This window comes from Vibrio alfacsensis (assembly GCF_019670485.1).
In the GTDB taxonomy this organism is placed as follows: Bacteria; Pseudomonadota; Gammaproteobacteria; order Enterobacterales; family Vibrionaceae; genus Vibrio; species Vibrio alfacsensis.
Genome location: NZ_AP024166.1, coordinates 992,165 through 1,014,240 on the forward strand (window position 1 = coordinate 992,165; position 22,076 = coordinate 1,014,240).

Below are 22,076 nucleotides of genomic sequence, written 5' to 3' on the forward strand. Positions count from 1 at the left end.
GCGCTAGAGTTAACTAAAAGACCTTGATATTGAGCGCTATTTTGCCACCAATGAGCCGAACATTCACGTCATAATTAACATATCGTTTACACCAAAAGCATGAATAGGAAAATGGCAATGGGATACGCTGCAATCATCACGACAGTACTGCTGTGGTCAGGTTTTTTTCTGTCGCTCAAAGGTGGTGCAATATCAGCCTTACAACCCGCAGATATTGCACTGACACGTTTCTTATTGCCAGCTCTCGTCATGCTGCCTTTCGTCATCAAGCATAAATGCCGTATCACGGTCATTCCTCTACGTTACTTGTTCGGCATGGTCGTGGGGAGCGGCTTTCCCTACCTCTTAATTGCGAGCACTGCAATGCAGTATGCACCAGTCTCACACGGCAGTGCGCTAATCCCAGGAACCTTACCGTTGTTTGTCTCTTGTATTGCCATTGTTTGTTATCAGCAACCCTTGAGTACAATCAGAAAATTGGGGCTAACTATGTTATTGATTGGCATTATCGTTTTTTTACTATCGAATCTTGGTTCTCAATACCATTGGAAGCAACTCTATGGGCACTCTTTGCTATTACTAGGCAGTTTAATGTGGGCACTATTCACCATCAGTGCACGGGTGGCGAATCTTAGCGCCCATGTGGCCGCTGGATTCGTCGCACTGATTTCCTTGGGCTTACTCATCATTAGCGTCAGTATGGGGTGGCTAGAGAGTTACCTCGCACAAATCCCTTTGAGCGAATGGCCGTGGGAAACATTACTCGGACATATACTACTCCAAGGGATTGGAGCGGGATTAATCGCTTCTTATACTTTTCTTTATGCGGTTCGAACAATTGGGGCGGAAGCAAGTGCCGCATTTGGTTCTCTCACGCCAATGGTTGCCACATTACTTGCGATTCCCATTTTTAATGAGACTCCAAACACTTCAACATGGATAGCGCTCACTTTCATTACTTTTGGGGGCATTGCCGCCAGTAACCTCTTTAATAGAGAACCTATTAACCAACAATATTGCCCACCTAAACACAAGTAGCTAACTGAACATAGTTAACTGAACATAGCTAACTGAACACAAGTCGTTAACTAAACAAACACCGTTGACTAAATACAAGCAGGTAAACAAGCATTGTTATGTTGTTTTCATGAGACTAATCTTTTTTCATGAAACTAAGCTTTTTCCATAAAAAATCGCTGCTTGAAGTCGACAAAAGCTTCATGAAGAGCTTTTTCTTTAATCGGCTTTAATAACACATAATTTGCGCCAGCAGCCATAAATGCATCTCCGGTTTCTTTTGCGGTATCGGCAGTACATGCATAAATAGGGGTACCTAACCGTAAATTGAGTCTGATTTCCTTGGTTGTCTCAATCCCCCCTAAATGAGGCAACTGATTATCCATCAGAATCAGATCATAGCTGTATTCTTGTAAGTTTTCGATCGCTTCTAAGCCATCTTTGGCCCAATCGACATTCATCTTATACTTTTGGCAAAAGGCTTTTAAAATGAAGGCGTTAGTATGGTTATCTTCAACTAATAACACTTTCAGAGATTCATCAAATAACTGGCCTGCAGGCATTCTATGATCAGCGTCTTGTGCATCAAATACTCTCTCTCGCTCCTTGACCGGTAACTTCACGAGGAATGTTGTGCCGTATCCTTTGCGACTGCGAACCTGAACATCACCATCCAGCATATCAACCAAGTTTTTCACTATGGTTAGTCCCAAACCACTGCCGCCATATTCTCTTGTTGTCGAGGCTTCTTCCTGAACAAAAGGTTCAAACATTTGCTCAAGCTTACTCGCCTCGATGCCGATTCCGGTATCTTCCACTTCAACGACTAAGGCTCCGCTTTCTTTGGCGTAATACTGTCCTAACTTGGCCGTTAAGCGTATTTGCCCTGAAGGGGTAAATTTAACGGCGTTACTCACCAGATTAAACAAAATCTGATTCAACCGAATTTGGTCAGTAAAAATCTCAACGCTTGGATCAAGTTGATTCTCAATCACAAACTCGACCCCCTTGTTAACACAAATCGGGCGATAAATATTTTCTAAGGTTCGTACCGTGTCAGCAAAGGCAAAAGTGTGCTTTTGAATATTGAATTTCCCTTGCTCAATTTTTGAGAAATCTAAAATATCATTCAGTACCGCAAGAAGGTGTTCACCACTGTGACTTAAAACATCAATTTGGCTTTTCTGTTCTGGCGTTTCCAGTGAATCTCGCATCAACTGCGCAGCACCAAGTATGCCGTTGATTGGAGTACGGATTTCATGACTCATTTTAGCTAAAAAGTCTGCCCGAGATTGTGCTGACTTTTCGGCTTCTCGACGCGCTAAATTACTCTGTTTTTCTGCTTCAATCAGCGTCGTGATATCCAGTCCTTGTACGATAATCCCGCTGATGTCATCTTCCACGCGGATTGGAGACAAATTCCAACGATACACTTTATCGTCAATCGGCACGTTAACCCCGGTTAGAGTCGCCCCTTGAGCCGCCATTCGAAGGTGCGGAGCTAACTTCTCCTTAAACTCGGTGAAGACTGGAAGAATGACTCGCTGATGATCATCAATCGATAGCTCTTTTCCCGCCGCTGGGTTAATTTGAATAAGTACACCGTCAGCAGACCAAACCATAATCGGGGATAACGCAAATTTAAACAGGTCTCGAAATGATTTTTTCTGAGCTTCTAGCTCTTCAAATGTATTTTCGAGAGTCGAACCAATATCATCAAATTCCTCGATATCTGAACCATTAAAACGTTCGAACCCTTTTTCCTCTCTGGCAGACCGCGTGTATGACATTAGCGATTCAAGCTGTTCAGAAACTTTACTCTCTATCCACTCTTTCGTAAGCAATGCAATCATGATCATACCGATGATCGATGCAAACATTGCCAATATGTGCTGGATCTGCAACGTCACAACACTTTGATTATCTTGAACCGAAAGCAAACACAGATCTGTCTCAACCGAATTTACTTTGATTGGCGTATCAATGATCAGCAGATTTTCGAGTGTTCGTTGCTTACCTTTATTTTTAACGACATCGCCTAATGTATAACTTTCATTTCCGGTCGTTGAACTTGCAAGTGGAATCTCATTGGCAACAAGCACAACATTGTCGACGTTTCCCTCACGTTTGAGCTTCTCCATCAGAGCAAAGTTGTTATCCAACACAACGGCATTGTATGAGAACCCAAGCACTTCACCATTTAAAGCTGCTAATACTGGCACTCGGCGAACCAACATGTGCCTAGAGCCTAACGATGTCATTACGTTGATGTAGTACCAATTGTTACTAAAGGCGATCTCGCCAGCAAGGTTGTCCAGTGCAAGGTCATTAATGCCATAGAACTGTGCATTCCCATCATCCCAAATGATTCCCTGATGATTGGTTAAAAAGCGAAATTCTGGGGTATGCGATGGGTCACTTTGATCCACGCTCAAATAGTAATAATTGAGGATTTCTTCATTTCTATCGGCATAAAACTGGCGAACTACTTCACTCTTAGAGTTACTGTCGTGATGAATTTGAAGTGCAGCAAACTGACTATCAAAGATGCTATGAACCAACGCAGAGGTCTGTTGTTTGGTGCGTGCGACTTCCTGCCCGATGATTTGTTTAGAAAAATAGTAACTTTGAACAAATATCCCAAGAATGATAGGAGCAAGAACAAGAATAATTATCTTGGTAATAAGCGTCGCGAGTGACCGACGCTTTTTTGAGTTTAGGATATTCGTCATCAGTTATCTGAGTATCGAAATGCTCGTTTTTTCAGAGCATTGATTCGCTCTGCCGAGTCTGATTGAGTCACAACTTCAAAGTCCCCAGAGTATACGGTCGGAACCGACTTGCCCTCTAGGTCCCACTTTATTGCTTCTGCCATTGCGATACCGGTGTCGTCATTCATTCGCATTACAGTAATATCCAAGTCACCGTTTTCAATCGCTTTTAGCTCAGCAGAACCGCCTCCCCAGCCATTAATCATCACATCATCACGACCAAGCTCTTTCAATGCATCCACAGCCCCCAAAGCCACATCGGTTGAACAAGCGTAGATAAACTCCACATCTGGGTACTTCGATAAACTCGCTTTAGTGGCATCATATCCCGAAGCTTTCGTCGCTTTGGTATAATAGGCTGACTGTAACTCAAACTGATTGTTGCGAGTGACTTGCTCTATGAACGTGTCACCGCGAATATCACTGATGTACCCCTCAGAAAAATAGAGCACGCTGTAATTGCTGTGCCTAGGAAAACGCTTACCAAATTCCTCAGCGAGCTTTCGGCTTCCCTCTGCATGGTCAAAACCTACATACAAAAAAGGTTGGTGTTCATCCCAGTCTCTTACTGGCGTGGTGATATTTTGCAAAATGAGTTTTGTTTTTGATGAATCAAGGACGTGCTCAATGAATTTGCGATGCCTTGTTGTATCGAGTGTAAAAACCAAATAATCCGTTTTATTCTTAAGTGCTTCCATTAGTGATAAGCTTTGTTGCTTAACATCTGAGTTTGGACGCGTAAATACCTGATTGATTTGATAATTAATATTAAGCTTGTCGAGACGTTGCTCAAAAGCATCAATATTTCTTACCCAATAATCCGATACCTGCTGACCGGGATAAACGACTGAAATTCGAAGAGGACGCTTTTGTGAAACCGATAGCGGTGTTGGGCGATCTCTAACGGCTTTAGACAACTGTTCGGTTAACTGTTTTTGTTCCGGAAATTGTTCTAAAAAATCTTGATAGGCCCAGTAACCATTCAATACTTGAGTGGCTTGTGCTACTGGCGAAAAGCCTGCTATCGACATCAGGGAAAGTAGTAACGATTTTCTCATTTGTTGCTCTTTTCTCTTTATATTGAGCGATTCTCGCTCTCTTCTACTACCTAGCCGAGTCATCCCTGTACTCGATTCACTCATTTCATGTGCCATTATTATTCCCAAGTAACTTCAAGATGCTTGGGTATATGTATATAAGCCTAGTTGGCACATTCAATATTATCTGTTAGCGCGTTAAAAAATGATATATCCAAACCGCATTTGTTTAATGAAAGGCAAACAAAATTAAACCGCCATTTAAAGCGGTTTATTTAAAACAAGAAGCTGTGGTTCTTAACAGTCCACAACTCTGATTTTCTGCTCATCATCGACAACTATCTTGGTCCCCAATGAAACCAGTGCTTCTTTGTTATTTTTAGATAGTTGTTTAATGAAATATTCGACTTTCATCGCAGTGCTTTTGCTTTCAAAAGGCGAGAACCATTCTAATGTCAGAGGCCCTTTCCCTTTCAATGCTTTTGCACCTTTGCCACATTGATGCTGTTTGAAGCGACGCTCTACATCATTGGTAACACCGCAATACAATGCATTGCGGTTATTACGAATCAAATACACACTCCAACGGTGTTCGATGAGTTCGCTCATGAAAGTAGCGATTCAACCTGCTCTTTTAACGCTTCTAATTCTTCTTTTAATTGTGCCACTTCTTGTTCAAGCTGTGTAATACGCTCAGCGCTTGCAGAAGATGGTGCCGTGACCGCAGCAGCAAGTTCGCTCATGTCCACTTCGCCACAAAACAGGTGCATGTAACGAGATTCACGCTTGCCAGCCTCACGTGGCAACTTAACCACTAGTGGACCTCTCTCATCGCTTGCTAAATGCTCAAGGACATTTTCGACTTCTTTTACGTCACTGAATGTCGCTAGACGATTGGTACGTGTGCGGATTTCACCGGGTGTTTGCGCACCACGAAGTAACATACAGCAAACGATGCCTTTCTCTTGTTCTGTCAGTTGTAAGTCACCAAATTCCGTATTGCAGAAACGATGTTGATATTTGCTTACACGGCTATTAAAACTGCTTTCATCACTGACAAGTCGACGCTCAATCAAGGCGTCGATAGCATCAAGGACATCCGCTTCAGACAATGACATAACCGGTTCGCGGTTACTTTTTTGATTACACGCATTCGTCAGTGCGTTAAGGCTTAAAGGGTATTGGTCAGGGGTAGTCACTTCTTTTTCAATTAAGCAACCAATAACGCGCGCTTCAATTGCCGTTAGCTCAACTTTCATAATGCATTTCCTTATTATTTTTGCATTTGAATTTGGGTATCAGGCTAAAGCATAGCGCATAGACCTGACACCCTTTGCGAATCGGGGTAAGTCTTAGTGCTCTGACAGAATGGACACTTTGGTCATCTTTCCGTTCTCATCTATCATCATGATCTTTGAACGGTTCAGTTCAACTTCGATGATTTCAAGTTGCGTTCTCGCTGCAACGTATGCTGCCTTGAGTCTATCAGCCAAAGAGTCTCTGCTGTTCTCGTTTTCTTGGCTTTCGATTTGCTCCGCAATAATCTCAGCGTTCATTTCGAGCTTCATTTTTCTGTATTGAATGAGACCGATAATATAGTGAAGAAACGCCTATGACAATGAGTCACAGTGCTTGAATCTCAGATTGCACACGCTTTTAAGTAACGAACATTTTCAGCCAAATAGAATTGATGGATAAATGCTCAACTCGACATTTGGTTTGATCTAAAGACTGTTATGAAAGGACATGTTGTGCTTTAATCGAGTCAGATATTTCACAAATTAGGAAAGGGAACCATGAGTAGCGTATTTGAAATCGTTAACCAAGCTCGCCGTAAAAACAAACTAAAACGTGAGCTACTTGATAACGAGAAAAAAGTTCGTGACAACCGCAAACGTGTAGACCTATTAGAAAACCTACTAGACTACATCAAGCCAGAAATGACGCACGATGAAATTCTAGCAATCATCAAGAATATGAAAGCTGACTACGAAGATCGCGTGGATGATCACATCATCAAGAGTGCAGAAATCTCTAAAGCACGTCGTGACATCAGCCGCCGTATCCGCGAATTGACTGAAGAAGACAAGCAAACTAGCGGCAAAAAGTAAGCCCGAATAGTTTAAGTATTCAACCCCGAGCAAGGACGACTTGCTCGGGGTTTCTTTTTGTTTCTTCGCCATACGGCATGTACAATACGAATACTATCTACTCATACAATACCCTAGGACGCTATGTCTTCTCTTTCTGAACCTGCACAGCCCTCTCTTGCAAAACAACTGTTTACTATGACATGGCCCATGCTATTTGGGGTGTTGTCTTTGATGAGTTTTCAGCTTGTCGACAGTGCTTTCATTGGACAACTTGGTATTTTACCACTAGCCGCGCAAGGCTTTACCCTTCCTCTTCAGATGGTGATCATTGGCATCCAAGTAGGCTTAGGCATCGCGACAACGGCAGTTATTTCGAAAGCGCTAGGGGCCAACGATTCTCGCTATGCTAAACAGCTTGGTGGTTTGGTTCTTATGATCGGTTCTATTGGTGTTGCGATATTTGGAGTAATTATCTGGTTACTTCGCTACCCAATACTCTCGCTACTGAGTGCACCGGAAACCGTGATGCCAATCATCGACACTTATTGGCCTTGGTGGTTAGTCAGTTCATGGGTAGGTGCCGTACTATACTTCTATTACAGTATTTGTCGCGCGAACGGAAACACGATGTTGCCAGGGACCATGATGATGGTAACCAGTGTGGTGAATTTGATCCTCGATCCACTGTTTATTTTTACCTTTGATCTCGGTATCAATGGCGCTGCAATTGCAACCATTCTCGCATTTGGGTTTGGTATTTTAGTCGTTGCACCTCGTGTACAACGGAATCATTGGGCAACATTCCAATGGCACGATTTAAACATTATGAAGAGCGTCGCTTCAATTGGAAACATTATGGGGCCAGCAATGATAAGCCAATTATTGCCACCTTTATCGTCGATGCTAGCCACTAAGCTCTTGGCCAGCTTTGGTACCGCAGCTGTTGCAGCTTGGGCACTCGGTTCACGCTATGAGTTTTTTGCAATTGTTTCCGTGCTGGCTCTAACCATGTCGATGCCGCCAATGGTTGGCCGTCTATTAGGCGCAAAAAACTATACCGACATTCAAGCGCTCGTCACCATTGCAGTAAAATTCATCCTCGGATTCCAGTTTCTTATTGCAGTTGTTACTTTTGTTGCGGCAGACCCGCTCTCTTTGTTGATGACCAGTGACGATCAAGTCAAACACGTACTCGACATGCACTTAATGATTGTCCCAATCAGTTTAGGTTCTCTCGGCGTGTGCATGTTGATGGTGTCCATTTGCAATGCTCTTGGCAAATCCTATACAGCGTTGACCATTTCTGCGTTGCGTCTGTTCTTATTCTTCCTACCTTGCTTGTGGATTGGCGCGCAGCTAGGTGGTATTCAAGGCCTGCTCATGGGAGCCTGTATCGGTAATCTATTCGCGGGGATTGCCGCTTACCTGACGTATCGTAAGACGATTAATAAGTTAACCTTGTGCCAATCACAGTAAGTCATTTCGTTAACACCTAAATCAGTGTTAGCACGTATATAAACGTTAAACCATTCAACCCAACTTCCCATTCAGCCCAACTTCCGAGGGCTGAATGGCATTCATAACGACTAAGGTTGATTGCTCCACCACGGCATTGTCGCACAAAGCAAGCACTGTTTTATCTGCTGGGAAACATTTATCTACTAGGAGACATTTATCCGCAGGAAAAACCATTATCTGTAGGAAAAAGAACGCCGGTTTGCATTCGAATTTCAGACAGTACTTTCGCTACCGTCAAAGATCGTTGCTTTGTTTGTTCATCAATCAAGCCCAGTTTTAGCTGATGCGCAAATGCTTGCGCTTCATAAAACATGTGGTTGTCTGTTTGAGGTAACGTGAGTACTTCTTTTTCTCTACCCCGCAAAACACGTTCTACGCCACGTCCTGTGGCAATCATATCCACCAACACACTGCCCTGCTCTCCTTGAAACTCACTCGGAATAAGAGAGTCGCTCACTTTTGAGTGGAGTAAATTCACGTTAAAGCCATCGTATGCCAACGTAACACTGCCACAACCATCTACGCCCGATGGTAAAACATGAGCACTTGCTTGAACGCTATTTGGTTCCCCAAAAAGTTCAATCGCGGCACCCACGCAGTAGTAACCAATATCCATGATTGACCCATTTGAAAACTCAGGGTTAAACGTATTTGGGTTCTCACCATTTAGGTATTTTTGATATCGTGACGAATACTGACAATAACTGATGGTCGCATGGCGCAAAGGTGCAATGCTTGGCAAGCTGTCTCGCAATACTTGGAAATTCAACGTGTAAGGTGACATAAACGCCTCAAAGAGTACGACGTTGTTTTCTTCTGCACACTTAAACATCGCTTTTGCCAATGAGTAATTTGACGCCATGGGCTTTTCGCAAATGACATGTTTTCCTGCATTTAGCATCTGGATTGCTTGAGGAGCATGAAATGAGTTAGGACTCGCGATATAAACAGCATCAATGTCCGCATCTTTTCCTAGCGCTTCAAGATTATCGTAATAAGATTTTGCTTTATAGGGTTCGCCGAATGTGCGTGCTTTTTCTAACTCTCGGGAATAGACCGCCTGAAGAGTGAATTCTTTGGTTTGAATCGCGGCCTCAACAAATTGTTGGGAAATCCAGTTTGTTCCAATCACAGCAAGTTTGAACATCTTACATCCTTTTTATTCTCACTCTGTAAGCCACAGATAATGTGGTTTTGTAGCGAAATTAAAACAAGCTTTGCTTATGAACTCAACCAATCATAGTTCGAGTTGCTCATAATTCATCTTTTCTCAGTCAAGATGACCAATTGAACACCTACGCGCAGATGCAAAGCAAACCTCAACCCTGTTTTAAACTGTGACATGTTACAAAATTTTGTATTTGAATCATTTTTAAATTAGGCCCATTACGCCCTCAATGGGCTTAGACGTAAGATGATTGACACCATAGCGGGCAATTCTGCATCAACCTCTCTCATTTTGTGATCAGAACTAAAATATGCCAATTCGACATCTCATATTTGCACCTAATTAATTGAACTCAAACATTATCATCAAAAATTAAGTTATTAGAATTTTTAAAGTCAATAGGATAAAGGTGTTACACTAATCACGTAAATCGAACTCAATCACGATAAAAGCATCAGCTAGTGCTGTATTTATTTTTCCTAGCAGAATAAGCGTCCCACCCGTACAATCCGCACACATAATTATTACAAACCAATTACAATCCTTATTTCGTACTCTACTGCTGTGGTGAAATTATACGTTACGGTATCGGTCGAAATTAAGGTCAGCCCCCCAAACGTGAAAGGTCCAATACAACAATGAGTCCAGAGAAATATCTCCAAGACTGGCAAACAAGCCAAACAATTGCTGAATCTATCTCCCCTCTTATTGGTAAGCTATACCGTCAAAAAGGAATCGAAGTCGTCCTATTTGGTAAAACACTTATTAACGCAACCACCATCGACATTCTCAAAACTCACCGTATCGCAAGACGTTACACTGGAAGCCCTCTTTCTCTTGAGCAAACCATGCCGTTTGTCGAAGCGCTTTGCGAAATGAGTATCTCTTCTTGCCGTGTTGATGTTGGTCAACTTGCGGGTATGTACTGGAAAGATCACGATGATGCTTCTGCGTTAAATGATTTCTTACACACCGCTCTGCACGGCGCTCGTGATGCTGACTCTTCCATTGCCGCACGTGATGTCGTTCTTTATGGATTTGGTCGCATTGGTCGCCTACTTACGCGCTTGTTAATTGAAAAAAGTGGGCCTGGTTATCCACTGCGCCTGCGAGCAATCGTCGTTCGTGGTGGCAAAAAAGGCGATTTGGAAAAACGTGCTAGTTTGCTACGACGCGACTCCGTTCATGGGCAGTTCAACGGCAGCATCATCATTGATGAAGAGCGTAAAGCCCTGATCATTAATGGTAACTACATTCAGATCATCTATGCTAATAACCCAAGTGACGTTGATTACACAATGTACGGCATTAATAACGCACTGGTAGTCGATAACACGGGAGTTTGGCGTGATGCCGAGGGCTTAAGTCAACACGTGGCATGTAATGGCGCAGAGAAAGTACTTCTGACTGCCCCAGGTAAAGGTGATATCAAGAACGTCGTGTTTGGCGTTAATGAATCCGTCATTCAAGACAGTGACACCATCATTTCTGCGGCAAGTTGCACCACGAACGCAATCACGCCAGTGCTAAAAGCATTGAACGACAAATACGGCGTGCTTTCTGGGCATATCGAAACGGTTCATTCGTACACAAACGATCAAAACCTAATCGATAACTTCCACTCTGGTGATCGTCGTGGTCGAAGCGCATCATTGAACATGGTGCTGACCTCAACGGGTGCGGCAAAAGCAGTAGCAAAAGCACTACCAGAACTAGCAGGAAAGCTGACTGGTAATGCAATACGTGTCCCTACACCGAACGTATCAATGGCAGTTGCAAACCTAAACCTAGGTGAGGATGTGGATCGTGATTCACTCAACGAATACCTACGTGACATAGCTCTGAATTCAGAATTGTCTGCACAAATTGATTACACGGATTCCACTGAAATCGTATCAAGTGACTTGGTCGGTTCACGTCATGCAGGTGTCGTTGATGGACAAGCGACTATCGCTCAAGAGAAGCGCTGCGTGCTGTACATCTGGTATGACAACGAATTCGGTTACAGCTGCCAAGTTGTACACTGTATGGAACAAATGATGGGTGTTCGTTACCAAACTTTCCCAAAAAAGTAGGTGACTTTGCTCCACAACGTTAACCACCACGGGTAACGAGCACAACAACATCATTTAAGATAATAAGCGCTTCGCGCAGTACTAATATAATTTCCCCCGCTTATACGCCTGATTCACTCAGGCGTTTTTTCCTAGCGACGTTTCCAAGTACCCCAACGAACAACACCGATAATATCTAGGTCTTCTTCTTTGCCTTGGTGAATAGGGTCTCTTGCTGTATCTTCTTGGTAATAGACGATGATTCTATCTGCCGCTCGAATGAGCGTATAAAAATCAGGTGTTGGACTCGAGCCCAATCTCGCTAGTACCATATCTTCGTTGTACCAATACTGCCCACTTTCCACAACGGCGTAACAATCCCATCGAGAACCATGGCTTTGATGAACCGGATACTCCACACCAAAGCATTGTGCATATTGGCTATCCACTAAAATTTCATCAATCGCTTTTGCCTCCTCGCCTGCAATATAATGACCAGCCTCAGCTCGAGAATATACCTTAATACGAGCCCCACCGACGTCACTCATCTTGTTGAGTTGCTCAGCGCTACCAGTTCTTTCACCAATACCAAAACACAACCAATGCGCAGATACGCCAAGTGCTTTCGCTAAACTTTCCATGTCATCTAGGTTTGGGGTAGTTCGATTGTCACCATTAGATAGGTAACGACTGATCGTCGCTTTACCTTTGCCTGATAGTTCTGCGAGACTTTGCTTAGTCAGGTGCTTTTCTCGCATAACCATCATGATTCGTTCTTGATAATTTTGGTCATTCATATTCTTATATACCCTAAAACACATACCACAACATTCAAATATGAGATCAAGTGTATTTGAAATGAAACCCCTTGAAAAGAAAAAGCTCCAAATATGAATGCACAAACAATCATATAAGATATAACCCTATCGCTTAAAGTAACCAAAAACTATGATTGTGATGAGCTTAAGTGGCTAACATTTGGCGCCATACTGTAATGAATCAGATCGACCTAACATAAACTAAGCTATCCAAAAGATAATATTGCCATTGGTATTATTTCTACAAAAAACGGACTTTGCTTACTTCTACAGCTCAACATAATTCTAAGTGATAACTTTGTTGCCCAACTGATGAATCACGTCGAAAATAGTGCGGATGCATGTTGTCAACGTCTTTTCGAATCTCATCAATCTGTTCTTGAAGTTCTAATGAATGCTCACGAATATTTTGATTATATCCGCCTATGAAGAGCAATCCGACGATAAGACCACCAAGCATAGCACTAAGCATCAGTGCAACAGCAACAAGTCTCACTGTTAGTTTTGGACGATTAGACATTTGTGATCACCACAGACCAAAAAAATGTAATCGCGACAAAGTATGTGATCACCAAAGGACTAAAAATTTTCTGGCTACCTGTATAGTACCCGTTCTGTTCATTCTTCTTAGTTTTCATCAATAAAACCCAGTAAACAGTAATTAATAACGTTATTGTCGTAATAGCCCCGCACACTGTTGGCGTTACCATTATTTCCGAAATAAAGGAGTAATAACCCATCATCTCTTTATCAAAATGAATAATTGAGTATGATTCCTTGTGCATCTGTTTTTCCAAATCGTGCAGGGGCGACACTCAAATTTGGGTCATTAAATTCAGTTGTGACGAAATGACTGACGGTATAGGCTAATGCTGCTCCTGCTAACACATCGATATCCCAGTGCTTAGAAGCATAAACACGAGAGTAACCAACATACGTTGCTGCCAAATAAGCAGGGAGTCCATACTCAATACCGTAGCGATGATGAAGAAACGAAGCGCCACTAAAGGCCGCTGATGTGTGACCACTTGGAAAAGAATTAAAACTTTTACCGTTTGGTCTTTCAGCTTCTACCGCCCATTTGGTCGCATGGGTAATTGCCGCAGTGATCAACATTCCTTTACCCAACTGCCACATCCCTTCTGTGTCATTCTTGTGCCACGCAACACCAAAACCCGCTAGAGGTACCGCAAACTGGAGGTAATCACCTGCCGATTCCGTTTTTGATTTTGCTTGAATTGAAAAACTCATAACTAATGTTGCGAGTAATAGGATTGCTTTTTTCATTTAGGATGCCTCTTAAAATATTTTCTTATCTTGGGCATCCGATGCCTTCATCTTTCTCATCGCGACTGAGTTAATGCACCTTTCCATGTCGTCTAGGTTCATTGTTCCGCTTGCTAGCATTGCTGAATAAGCAATGCCCAAAGCCGTTAGTGCAACATCGACGGCTTCACCTACGACTCCGTCAGTGCTGCCTTTATGTTTTGGGATCCGACCGTTCATAACTTGAACTTCAACCGCGAGATCCCCGACTTCTTCCATTAATTTGGCTAAATCAAAATCGATGCAGATGCCTAAACCACCAGCACTAACCTGATAACATTTTTGGAGTTTCTTACGAATCATTTTTTACGCTCAAGAAAAAGGACTATGTTCTCGTCCATAGTCCTTTGGTCGATAATGTTGAAGTGTATTGTTGGACCTAAGGTCCGATTCCTAACTAACCACTAATTAGAATTTGTATTGAGCACCAACACCTGCAGAGAATTGTCCCTTGCTGTGTTTGCCCTTTGTTTCGTAGTTCACTGTGGTTGATGCTGACCAGTTCTCAGTCATCTGCATTGCACCACCAAATGCTAGAGCTTGCTTAGAGCCTGCAGCCCCGATACCAACACCCACACCGTATTCACCTACAGCAGATAGAACCGGACGAGCGTTAGTGACTGCATGAGAAGTCGCAACAACACCATCCATGCGCTCTTCTAGCTGTAGCATTTTATTGCCCATCTTCTTCATGCTTTCTTCAAGACCAGAAATTCTTTCGTCTTGCTTGTCCATGCGGCCATCGATGTATTCTTTACCATCTTTGTAAAATTCGTTAATTGCTTCACGGCTAGCTTTATCGATGTTTGCAATTTCGTGGTCAATACGATTATGAACGTCGTCAATCTTCGCTTTGTTTCGATCGCTTTCTTCACTAGTACGGCTATTGCTGTCACCACCATTGTTGCGCAGATCATCAATTTGGGCTTGTAAACTAGCAATTTGAGAAGACATATCAGCTTTATCTTGGTTATAAGTCTTTTCAATATCATTGGCCGCTGCAGTTACAGATTTCTCAACCTTGCTATATTCTTTAGTTGCTTCTGCACGTAGTTCTTTCTTGATCGAATCTGCGGCGATACCACCATCGGCACTTGATTGCTTAATTTCGTCACGAACTTTGGCAAATTCGCTCTTTATCGCAGATTCAGCCTTGGTGGCTTCCGTAACGATATTCTTGCTTGCATCGTTATACGCTTTCTCAGCATCAAGGCGGATACCTTTGTTTACACCCTCAAGCGAAGATTCCAGTTTTGCCACTTCACGGGCGCCTGCGTCATAAAGTTGTGTTGCTGATTTGGCGACTGCGGCATCCGCTTTTTCTTCAACGTATTTGGTTCCATCTTTTTCCATTAGATTCATCTTTTTATCTAACGCATTTGTTACCGATTCAAGCTTCGCTACTTCACGGCCACCTTCCGCTCGCAGACTGTTGTACGCTTTCTCACCATCAAGACGGATACCTTTGTTTACACCCTCAAGCGAAGATTCCAGTTTTGCCACTTCACGGGCGCCTGCGTCATAAAGTTGTGTTGCTGATTTGGCGACTGCGGCATCCGCTTTTTCTTCAACATATTTAGTTCCATCTTTTTCCATTAGATTCATCTTTTTATCTAACGCATTTGTTACCGATTCAAGCTTCGATACTTCACGGCCACCTTCCGCTCGCAGACTGTTGTACGCTTTCTCACCATCAAGACGGATACCTTTGTTTACACCCTCAAGCGAAGATTCCAGTTTTGCCACTTCACGGGCGCCTGCGTCATAAAGTTGTGTTGCTGATTTGGCGACTGCGGCATCCGCTTTTTCTTCAACATATTTAGTTCCATCTTTTTCCATTAGATTCATCTTTTTATCTAACGCATTTGTTACCGATTCAAGCTTCGATACTTCACGGCCACCTTCCGCTCGCAGACTGTTGTACGCTTTCTCACCATCAAGACGGATACCTTTGTTTACACCCTCAAGCGAAGATTCCAGTTTTGCCACTTCACGGGCGCCTGCGTCATAAAGTTGTGTTGCTGATTTGGCGACTGCGGCATCCGCTTTTTCTTCAACGTATTTGGTTCCATCTTTTTCCATTAGATTCATCTTTTTATCTAACGCATTTGTTACCGATTCAAGCTTCGCTACTTCACGGCCACCTTCCGCTCGCAGACTGTTGTACGCTTTCTCACCATCAAGACGGATACCTTTGTTTACACCCTCAAGCGAAGATTCCAGTTTTGCCACTTCACGGGCGCCTGCGTCATAAAGTTGTGTTGCTGATTTGGCGACTGCGGCATCCGCTTTTTCTTCAACGTATTTAGTTCCATCTTTTTCCATTAGATTCATCTTTTTATCTAACGCATTTGTTACCGATTCAAGCTTCGCTACTTCACGGCCACCTTCCGCTCGCAGACTGTTGTACGCTTTCTCACCATCAAGACGGATACCTTTGTTTACACCCTCAAGCGAAGATTCCAGTTTTGCCACTTCACGGGCGCCTGCGTCATAAAGTTGTGTTGCTGATTTGGCGACTGCGGCATCCGCTTTTTCTTCAACGTATTTGGTTCCATCTTTTTCCATTAGATTCATCTTTTTATCTAACGCATTTGTTACCGATTCAAGCTTCGCTACTTCACGGCCACCTTCCGCTCGCAGACTGTTGTACGCTTTCTCACCATCAAGACGGATACCTTTGTTTACACCCTCAAGCGAAGATTCCAGTTTTGCCACTTCACGGGCGCCAGTTTCTTCCGCTTGCTTTATTGATTGTGTATTAGCTTTAATTTCAAATTTGTTTTTGGTTATATCTTGTGTATTGCCAGCAGAGACATCGATAATTCCATCAATGGTTTCTTGATGGAGATCAACACGCTCGTTCACCTTGATAATATCATTCATGTTTTTAGTAATATCATTAGTATTGTGCATAATTTCATTACGACTATTCACAATATCTTCTTTTACTTTGTTAACTGCTTGCGTATTAGATTTGATATCAATTTTTGCTTTTGTTATATCATTTGTGTTTTCAGAAGAAACATCAATAATCCCATTAATGGTTTCTTGATGAACATTAACTCTTTCCTTTAAATCATTAATAGCATCATTTGAAGCTCCACTAGCAGTTGCAGAAAAAATTGATGTTATTGATAAAGCTATAAACGTTTTTTTCATTTTGTATTATCTTAAATTTAATATATTAGATAAGTAATCGAAATCCTTTTCTAAATAGGGGAGAATGAATCATTCACTCTCTAAGAATTAATTAAAACATTTGGATAAATGGTTTTAGAACACGAATTCCATACCTAATTTGACCTTGTTATCATCAAAACCCTTTCGATATGTGTGGTCTGATGACAATTGTAGGTAGGGTGCGATGCCATCGAATGTAGTAAGCGTTGCTTTAAGTTCCGATCCCCAACGACCACTAGTACCGTACACTTTTCTATTGAAATGATGTTTATTAAGTTCGTACTTATGAATCGCTTTTCCTTGGATTGTGACATAATCAAAAGCAAAGCCAGCGGTTAGATCCGTTCGGCCAGTACGTGATTTTTCACCTTTAAAAACTGTTTTAGAAAAAGACTCGTTTACATCATTAAACTCAGGGTCCATTCCTCCAGAGGTATAACGAACAAAGCCGCTTTCTTTAACTTTTGTAGACTCTATTTGTTGTTCGATACGATATCTCGCTGATGCATAGAATCCACTTTCGAACTGCATACCAGCTTCTAGAGCAACTTTCACAATATCCGATGCTAACCCTGTTGCTTCTAACTTATAGCCAGCTTCTAATTTTTGATCTTCAAAACTATCACTTGTATTCCAAGCCGAACTCTTCTTGTTATTTTCGCCATTAAAGACATACGCAATATTAGGCTTTAAATAAAAGTTATCTGTAAGGTCAAATTTCATACCGCCTGTTAGTTCTATATCTGTATTTGTCGTCACCTCAACTTCACCAAATACCGAACCAATGAGGGTATCCTGGCCATAGCCGATAATAACGCCTTGTTTTGAAGAGCGATCGCCAGAAGTCTCTGATTCGTTATAAAGATCAACTTTAAGATCAGCCGCTGCGCTAGCAGAAACAGCAGAAAGAACGAATACTGAAAGAATTGTCTTTTTCACAAGTTAACTCCGAATAATTTAGATAAACAATTTCCATAGCGACTCATTGAAGCGCCATATTTAAATCACATTCGATTAGTGCGGTAATCATATATGATTAAAAAACCATTGTTAACAGGATGAATTTCATTTATCGATATCTTATGATGACTGGTATATACAATAATGAAATGCAAGGATGCATCCTGGAACTTACAGAAAACATTAAAAAAAAAGACCGCGAGTGCGGTCTTTTTTCTTGGGAAATATCATCAAAAATAATATGAAACCCCAAATTCGAATTTATGGTCGTTATCTTTTTCAGAGAATTGCGTCTGTTTCACTTCCATATTGGTGCGTGTGTAAGTGTGAGAGACTTCCACCCACCACTTACCGTCTGTAGAGATTGGCTGACCGTAGCCGGTTTTGACTTTAAACACGTTTGCATCGAGCTTGCCGTCTAGCTTCTGGCCGTTGACCTTGCTCTTACCGTCAAGGTGCATAAATTGAGGTTGTACGACTATGTATTCGCCAGATTCACCAAGCGCCAGGGAACCGAAGATATTTAACTGGTACCCTGATACGTCAATCTTGCCTTTGCTGCCGCTTTCCTTGGTTTTACCCTCACCGGTTACGTAGGCTACATTAGGGAAAATAGAAAGCGCATCCCAAGGAGTCGTAACCTTAGCAATACCGCCAAGTGCCACGAGGTCCGAACCGAATCCATTTGTTTTCTCCCAACCTTTCATGTAATCCACTGAAAAACCAACTTGAGGAACGCCTGACATATCCGTATCTAATACTTGGAAGTAACGAAGACGTGAGTTCTGGTCCTTTTTACCAACGGAATTGTTCTTGGTAGCGGTGCCATGCTCGATAAGGCCCATAAAGTTATTGCCCTCACTGTATTGACCGGCAAGCCCTACCATTCCTTTTAGTGTCCCATCGTTATCAATGGTGCCAAACACAAATGAATTAACCTGAGTTAGGTCACTTGGGTTTGGCGCGCTATCCGCACTGCCAAGAAGTCCCTCTTCTGCCGTAATAACGACTTCATTTGTTTCTTCAGCTAAATATGCGGCTTGTGCGCCAAATGTTGCGGCTAACGCTAACGCTAATACTGCTTTGTTCATGTTTTACTTACCTCTAAGAATTAAAAGGCCAGAGCTTCCCCTAGCCTTAAATGAATTGGTGATTAGTAGTTTTTGATGTGAACTTCTGGATGGGCTTCATCAGTCTTGATGAACATATCGACTTGCTCACCATTGATTTTGAATACAGTCGAAGTCACTGTACCCATCATTTCACCGCGACCTTTCCAAAGAGGTTTGCTTTCTAAGACCTGACGGATTTCATTTTTTGGTGTGTTGGCATCTGCCTGACTAACGAACTCTTGAGCCTTAGCAAGACGCGCCATTGAGTTAGCGGCAAAGTTTTCATCAACAAAATCTTCTGCCTCACCTTTGATAGTGTGATTAGAGTGAGCTACCCAATCGCCTTTAGTAACGTTCACTTTACCGCCGTAGACGTTTTCAATGTTCATTGCCGGCTGATCTGCTGCTGCTAATGTGTAAGTAAAGAACGCCGTGTACTTAGGGTATTTCGTAAATACATCCACCACATCGTCATAGCTTTGTGCGTTATAAGCGTCCCACGATAGATAGAAAGATGGGATAGCATTCTTATCAAGAATTTCACCACCGGCGTTTTGACGTAACAAGCCAGAATCGGCCATTGTGTTTACAGAAAATGCTTGAGCGCCTTTTGTTACACCACCGTAAGGAATAAGACCAATCCACGTTTGGATAATACGAGTCTTACCGTCTACGTCAGTATGGTTAAGCATCATCAAACCATCGTAGTTCACACCCATGTAATCAAAGTTATGTGCAACCCACGATTTACCATCTTTGCTCTTAACTGCCATAGCCGTACATTTAGCCGGTGCGCTTGGATCATGAGCTGGTTTCTCAGCTTGTAGGAAGCCAACGCCACCATTACGCTGTGATTCTAGGATTGCCTCGTCAGACATACCGACAGCCAGTAGATAGTTAGGGTCTAGATCTAGCGACTCAGATAGGCCTTGAATGTAACGCCCTGCGTCTGGTGAGCTCTTAACTAGCTTATTGAACACGTCATTTTTAGCGAATGTTGCAGAAAGACCTTTAACGTTCAAACCCGGTAGCATTACACCCAATGTATCGTCGAAGCGTTGAATACCATCTAGGATTTGCTCCTTACCCACTTCACCAACGTGCTTACCAAGCTCATAAGTAGAACCTGTGAATTTAATCTCTGCAATTTGGTCAGTGTGTTGAATCAGGTCAGCCTGTACACCAAATGTCGCCATCATTGAAATTGATACTGCCAAAAATGATTTTTTCATAACTTTACCCTCTAAAATAAAACTAACTAAATCTGAAAGGCTCACTTGTGAACCAACTTGAGACTAAAGGTAACATCAAAAAATCATAATTGAAACTATTTTTAATCAAAAATGACTAAAAATAATTTCAATTATGATGATAAAAACAAACCGAACGCCCAGTTTTGATTTCACAACACCAAAAAAGGTCGCATATAGCGACCTTTAGGACTTTAAGTAAGGATGATTTTTAGTTCATATAATGTGAGCCTACCTACAGGAACAATATTGAGCTTAAACCTCAACATTCTGTTCATGACTTCTGCTTATAGACCACTAAAAAGGCAAGGTTTTCTCCTTGCCTTAAAGTATGTTTAATCCGATAGCATTACTTAGATTGTGCTTCTTCCGCTGCACTAAAAACGCCATCAATAACGTTGAAGAAAGTGGCGATCATGGACGGGCCACTCGGCTTACCAAAACTAGAAAAGATTGATAATGTATTACCTGTTTTCCAATCAATAACGTTAAATTGGCCATTTACACCGACCATGGCGGAAATCTTTCGTCCGTTGATATGCACCGTTCGAAACTGATTAATGTAAAATCCATCTGCATCTGCAATTTGTTCTTGATTATCTTTGTATTTCCACGCAGCTCTAACATCTTCATTTCCGTTACGTACTTGTTCTACAAACCATTTAGGAATCAGCTGTTCTCCTTTGTAGCTAACACCATCGTTTGCCATAAGTTGAGCCATGAGGGCAAAATCGCGCACGGTTGGGTTCACTCCTCCACTGTACGGCATTCGACCATGATTAAGATCCGAATAAACCGCAAGCGGCATCTGAAAACCACCTCTTGACCACAGTTCTTTTTCCATAAATTCGTTAAAAGAAAGTCCCGTCGCCGCTTTAACAGCACGCTCCGTAACAACGCCAAGAATCTCCGTGTTAACACACTTATAGTTGTAGCCCTCTCCATGGCTGTTACCTAGCTTTACGTTCTGTCCCAGAACCTTAAGAAAATCATCAATACCATCAAGGCGGCCATGAGCCCCTTGTTTATTTATTAAATTGCCATTTTCATCTTTATCAAACCCGTTATAGCCCGCAGCTAAAGGCATAGCCCAATCCCAAGTTGACCACTCCCCCATTGACCAGTGATAGCCGTTCTCATCATCGTAATTCGCATCAATAGTACGCACGCCTGCTCTCATATCGGCAAATTCTTGAACAGAAGCCCCTTCCAATGGCGTGCTCTTAAATTCCGGAATCCATTTCTCTATTGGGTCACTCATTTTGAAGTAACCTTTTTCCACAGCTATAGAAGAAGTCATCGAAGTAAACGATTTTCCTGCGCTCATTGCGTGATTTGCCGTTTTCTCATCCGTACCGTTCCAATAATCTTCAGCCATAATACGCCCATGCTTATCCATCAGTACAAAATTATGGATATTGGCACGATCACGCATAAACGAGTATAAATCCATCATCTTTGTACCATTAAAAACACTCACCTTTTTGATATCGAGTTGTTCTGGTGATTTCTTCATTGGCGCAATGCTGCTGGTATCGTTCATAATGTAAGCGTGTTTATGATAGAGGTGTGCATCAGGGTATGTGAATGCGCCTAAGTGCTGCTCCTCCCAGTTATCAATACCTGCACCAAACGTATTTAGGCCAGCCTCTACTTCTTGAACTGGCTCGTGGTAGGTTACCGCTTGCGCTCCAAATGCAGTAGATGCTGATATTAATGCCGCTAAGATTGATGGTTTCATCTGTTTACCTCTAAAGAAATCAAGGAAA

Annotated in this window: 19 protein-coding genes; 4 read left to right on the plus strand and 15 right to left on the minus strand. The window is 42.3% G+C overall.

Annotated elements, in window-relative coordinates; genetic code table 11:
- Nucleotides 1-111 precede the first annotated feature (111 nt).
- Nucleotides 112-1,038 carry a DMT family transporter gene (locus tag VA249_RS18920; protein WP_221070301.1) on the plus strand — a complete coding sequence of 309 codons (927 nt, stop codon included), beginning with the start codon at nt 112-114 and terminating at the stop codon, nt 1,036-1,038.
- A gap of 134 nt (nt 1,039-1,172) precedes the next feature.
- Here the strand turns inward: VA249_RS18920 and luxQ are convergent, their stop codons facing one another.
- The 5 genes from luxQ to VA249_RS18945 form a co-directional block, all read right to left on the minus strand.
- A complete protein-coding gene (gene luxQ / locus VA249_RS18925) occupies nt 1,173-3,749 on the minus strand; it encodes a quorum-sensing autoinducer 2 sensor kinase/phosphatase LuxQ (protein ID WP_221070303.1) in 2,577 nt (858 codons plus the stop codon).
- A complete protein-coding gene (locus tag VA249_RS18930) occupies nt 3,749-4,846 on the minus strand; it encodes an autoinducer 2-binding periplasmic protein LuxP (RefSeq protein ID WP_221070306.1) in 1,098 nt (365 codons plus the stop codon). Before VA249_RS18930 ends, luxQ begins: the two co-directional genes overlap by 1 nt.
- Nucleotides 4,847-5,122: 276 nt before the next feature.
- Nucleotides 5,123-5,434 (minus strand): GIY-YIG nuclease family protein, encoded by a 312-nt coding sequence (locus VA249_RS18935; RefSeq protein WP_221070308.1) that lies wholly within the window; start codon nt 5,432-5,434, stop codon nt 5,123-5,125.
- The gene (locus tag VA249_RS18940; protein ID WP_128813131.1) at nt 5,431-6,084 is read right to left on the minus strand and encodes a YceH family protein; all 654 of its coding nucleotides are present in this window, start codon (nt 6,082-6,084) and stop codon (nt 5,431-5,433) included. Before VA249_RS18940 ends, VA249_RS18935 begins: the two co-directional genes overlap by 4 nt.
- 93 nt (nt 6,085-6,177) lie before the next feature.
- Nucleotides 6,178-6,381 carry a hypothetical protein gene (locus tag VA249_RS18945; protein WP_223917805.1) on the minus strand — a complete coding sequence of 68 codons (204 nt, stop codon included), beginning with the start codon at nt 6,379-6,381 and terminating at the stop codon, nt 6,178-6,180.
- Between the two features lie 240 nt (nt 6,382-6,621).
- Here VA249_RS18945 and VA249_RS18950 point away from each other — a divergent pair, with 240 nt between their 5' ends.
- Both VA249_RS18950 and VA249_RS18955 read left to right on the plus strand, forming a co-directional pair.
- Nucleotides 6,622-6,936 (plus strand): DUF496 family protein, encoded by a 315-nt coding sequence (locus VA249_RS18950; RefSeq protein WP_005442423.1) that lies wholly within the window; start codon nt 6,622-6,624, stop codon nt 6,934-6,936.
- Between the two features lie 123 nt (nt 6,937-7,059).
- Nucleotides 7,060-8,394: an MATE family efflux transporter gene (locus tag VA249_RS18955; protein WP_221070310.1), complete on the plus strand. Its 1,335-nt coding sequence runs from the start codon at nt 7,060-7,062 to the stop codon at nt 8,392-8,394.
- A gap of 196 nt (nt 8,395-8,590) precedes the next feature.
- Here VA249_RS18955 and VA249_RS18960 read toward each other — a convergent pair whose 3' ends face one another.
- A complete protein-coding gene (locus VA249_RS18960) occupies nt 8,591-9,583 on the minus strand; it encodes a Gfo/Idh/MocA family protein (protein ID WP_221070312.1) in 993 nt (330 codons plus the stop codon).
- A 659-nt stretch (nt 9,584-10,242) separates the two neighbouring features.
- Between VA249_RS18960 and VA249_RS18965 the strand changes: the two genes are divergently transcribed.
- Nucleotides 10,243-11,679, plus strand: a complete 1,437-nt coding sequence (locus VA249_RS18965; protein WP_221070313.1) for a glyceraldehyde-3-phosphate dehydrogenase — start codon at nt 10,243-10,245, stop codon at nt 11,677-11,679.
- Between the two features lie 131 nt (nt 11,680-11,810).
- Here VA249_RS18965 and VA249_RS18970 read toward each other — a convergent pair whose 3' ends face one another.
- From VA249_RS18970 to VA249_RS19010, 9 genes are all read right to left on the minus strand, one after another.
- Nucleotides 11,811-12,455, minus strand: coding sequence for a helix-turn-helix domain-containing protein (locus VA249_RS18970; RefSeq protein WP_221070315.1), 645 nt, complete (start codon nt 12,453-12,455; stop codon nt 11,811-11,813).
- 295 nt (nt 12,456-12,750) lie between these two features.
- Complete coding sequence (locus VA249_RS18975; protein WP_221070317.1) at nt 12,751-12,996, minus strand: hypothetical protein; 246 nt, start codon at nt 12,994-12,996, stop codon at nt 12,751-12,753.
- A gap of 230 nt (nt 12,997-13,226) precedes the next feature.
- The gene (locus tag VA249_RS18980) at nt 13,227-13,763 is read right to left on the minus strand and encodes a phosphatase PAP2 family protein (protein WP_221070319.1); all 537 of its coding nucleotides are present in this window, start codon (nt 13,761-13,763) and stop codon (nt 13,227-13,229) included.
- A gap of 12 nt (nt 13,764-13,775) precedes the next feature.
- On the minus strand, nt 13,776-14,105 hold the full coding sequence (locus VA249_RS18985) for a nucleoside triphosphate pyrophosphohydrolase family protein (RefSeq protein ID WP_221070321.1): 330 nt from the start codon (nt 14,103-14,105) through the stop codon (nt 13,776-13,778).
- Nucleotides 14,106-14,210: 105 nt separating this feature from the next.
- Nucleotides 14,211-16,964, minus strand: a complete 2,754-nt coding sequence (locus VA249_RS18990; RefSeq protein ID WP_221070323.1) for a YadA-like family protein — start codon at nt 16,962-16,964, stop codon at nt 14,211-14,213.
- Nucleotides 16,965-17,078: 114 nt separating this feature from the next.
- Nucleotides 17,079-17,924, minus strand: a complete 846-nt coding sequence (locus tag VA249_RS18995) for a hypothetical protein (protein ID WP_221070325.1) — start codon at nt 17,922-17,924, stop codon at nt 17,079-17,081.
- Nucleotides 17,925-18,175: 251 nt separating this feature from the next.
- On the minus strand, nt 18,176-19,036 hold the full coding sequence (locus tag VA249_RS19000; RefSeq protein WP_221070327.1) for an autotransporter domain-containing protein: 861 nt from the start codon (nt 19,034-19,036) through the stop codon (nt 18,176-18,178).
- A gap of 62 nt (nt 19,037-19,098) precedes the next feature.
- Entirely contained in the window at nt 19,099-20,289 is a 1,191-nt protein-coding gene (locus VA249_RS19005) for a C45 family autoproteolytic acyltransferase/hydrolase (protein WP_221070328.1), read from the minus strand.
- A gap of 367 nt (nt 20,290-20,656) precedes the next feature.
- Nucleotides 20,657-22,048: a serine hydrolase domain-containing protein gene (locus VA249_RS19010; RefSeq protein ID WP_221070329.1), complete on the minus strand. Its 1,392-nt coding sequence runs from the start codon at nt 22,046-22,048 to the stop codon at nt 20,657-20,659.
- Between the last annotated feature and the right edge of the window lie 28 nt (nt 22,049-22,076).

Bases quoted from the DNA above. Each gene is read 5' to 3' on its own strand.
- VA249_RS18965 (WP_221070313.1), top strand. From the start codon at position 10,243: ATGAGTCCAGAGAAATATCTCCAAGACTGGCAAACAAGCCAAACAATT.
- VA249_RS18940 (WP_128813131.1), bottom strand. From the start codon at position 6,084: ATGAAAGTTGAGCTAACGGCAATTGAAGCGCGCGTTATTGGTTGCTTA.
- VA249_RS18920 (WP_221070301.1), top strand. From the start codon at position 112: ATGGCAATGGGATACGCTGCAATCATCACGACAGTACTGCTGTGGTCA.
- VA249_RS18935 (WP_221070308.1), bottom strand. From the start codon at position 5,434: ATGAGCGAACTCATCGAACACCGTTGGAGTGTGTATTTGATTCGTAAT.
- VA249_RS18985 (WP_221070321.1), bottom strand. From the start codon at position 14,105: ATGATTCGTAAGAAACTCCAAAAATGTTATCAGGTTAGTGCTGGTGGT.
- VA249_RS19000 (WP_221070327.1), bottom strand. From the start codon at position 19,036: ATGAACAAAGCAGTATTAGCGTTAGCGTTAGCCGCAACATTTGGCGCA.
- VA249_RS18955 (WP_221070310.1), top strand. From the start codon at position 7,060: ATGTCTTCTCTTTCTGAACCTGCACAGCCCTCTCTTGCAAAACAACTG.
- VA249_RS19005 (WP_221070328.1), bottom strand. From the start codon at position 20,289: ATGAAAAAATCATTTTTGGCAGTATCAATTTCAATGATGGCGACATTT.
- VA249_RS19010 (WP_221070329.1), bottom strand. From the start codon at position 22,048: ATGAAACCATCAATCTTAGCGGCATTAATATCAGCATCTACTGCATTT.
- VA249_RS18990 (WP_221070323.1), bottom strand. From the start codon at position 16,964: ATGAAAAAAACGTTTATAGCTTTATCAATAACATCAATTTTTTCTGCA.
- VA249_RS18945 (WP_223917805.1), bottom strand. From the start codon at position 6,381: ATGAACGCTGAGATTATTGCGGAGCAAATCGAAAGCCAAGAAAACGAG.
- VA249_RS18960 (WP_221070312.1), bottom strand. From the start codon at position 9,583: ATGTTCAAACTTGCTGTGATTGGAACAAACTGGATTTCCCAACAATTT.
- VA249_RS18970 (WP_221070315.1), bottom strand. From the start codon at position 12,455: ATGAATGACCAAAATTATCAAGAACGAATCATGATGGTTATGCGAGAA.
- VA249_RS18980 (WP_221070319.1), bottom strand. From the start codon at position 13,763: ATGAAAAAAGCAATCCTATTACTCGCAACATTAGTTATGAGTTTTTCA.
- VA249_RS18930 (WP_221070306.1), bottom strand. From the start codon at position 4,846: ATGAGAAAATCGTTACTACTTTCCCTGATGTCGATAGCAGGCTTTTCG.
- VA249_RS18950 (WP_005442423.1), top strand. From the start codon at position 6,622: ATGAGTAGCGTATTTGAAATCGTTAACCAAGCTCGCCGTAAAAACAAA.
- luxQ (WP_221070303.1), bottom strand. From the start codon at position 3,749: ATGACGAATATCCTAAACTCAAAAAAGCGTCGGTCACTCGCGACGCTT.
- VA249_RS18975 (WP_221070317.1), bottom strand. From the start codon at position 12,996: ATGTCTAATCGTCCAAAACTAACAGTGAGACTTGTTGCTGTTGCACTG.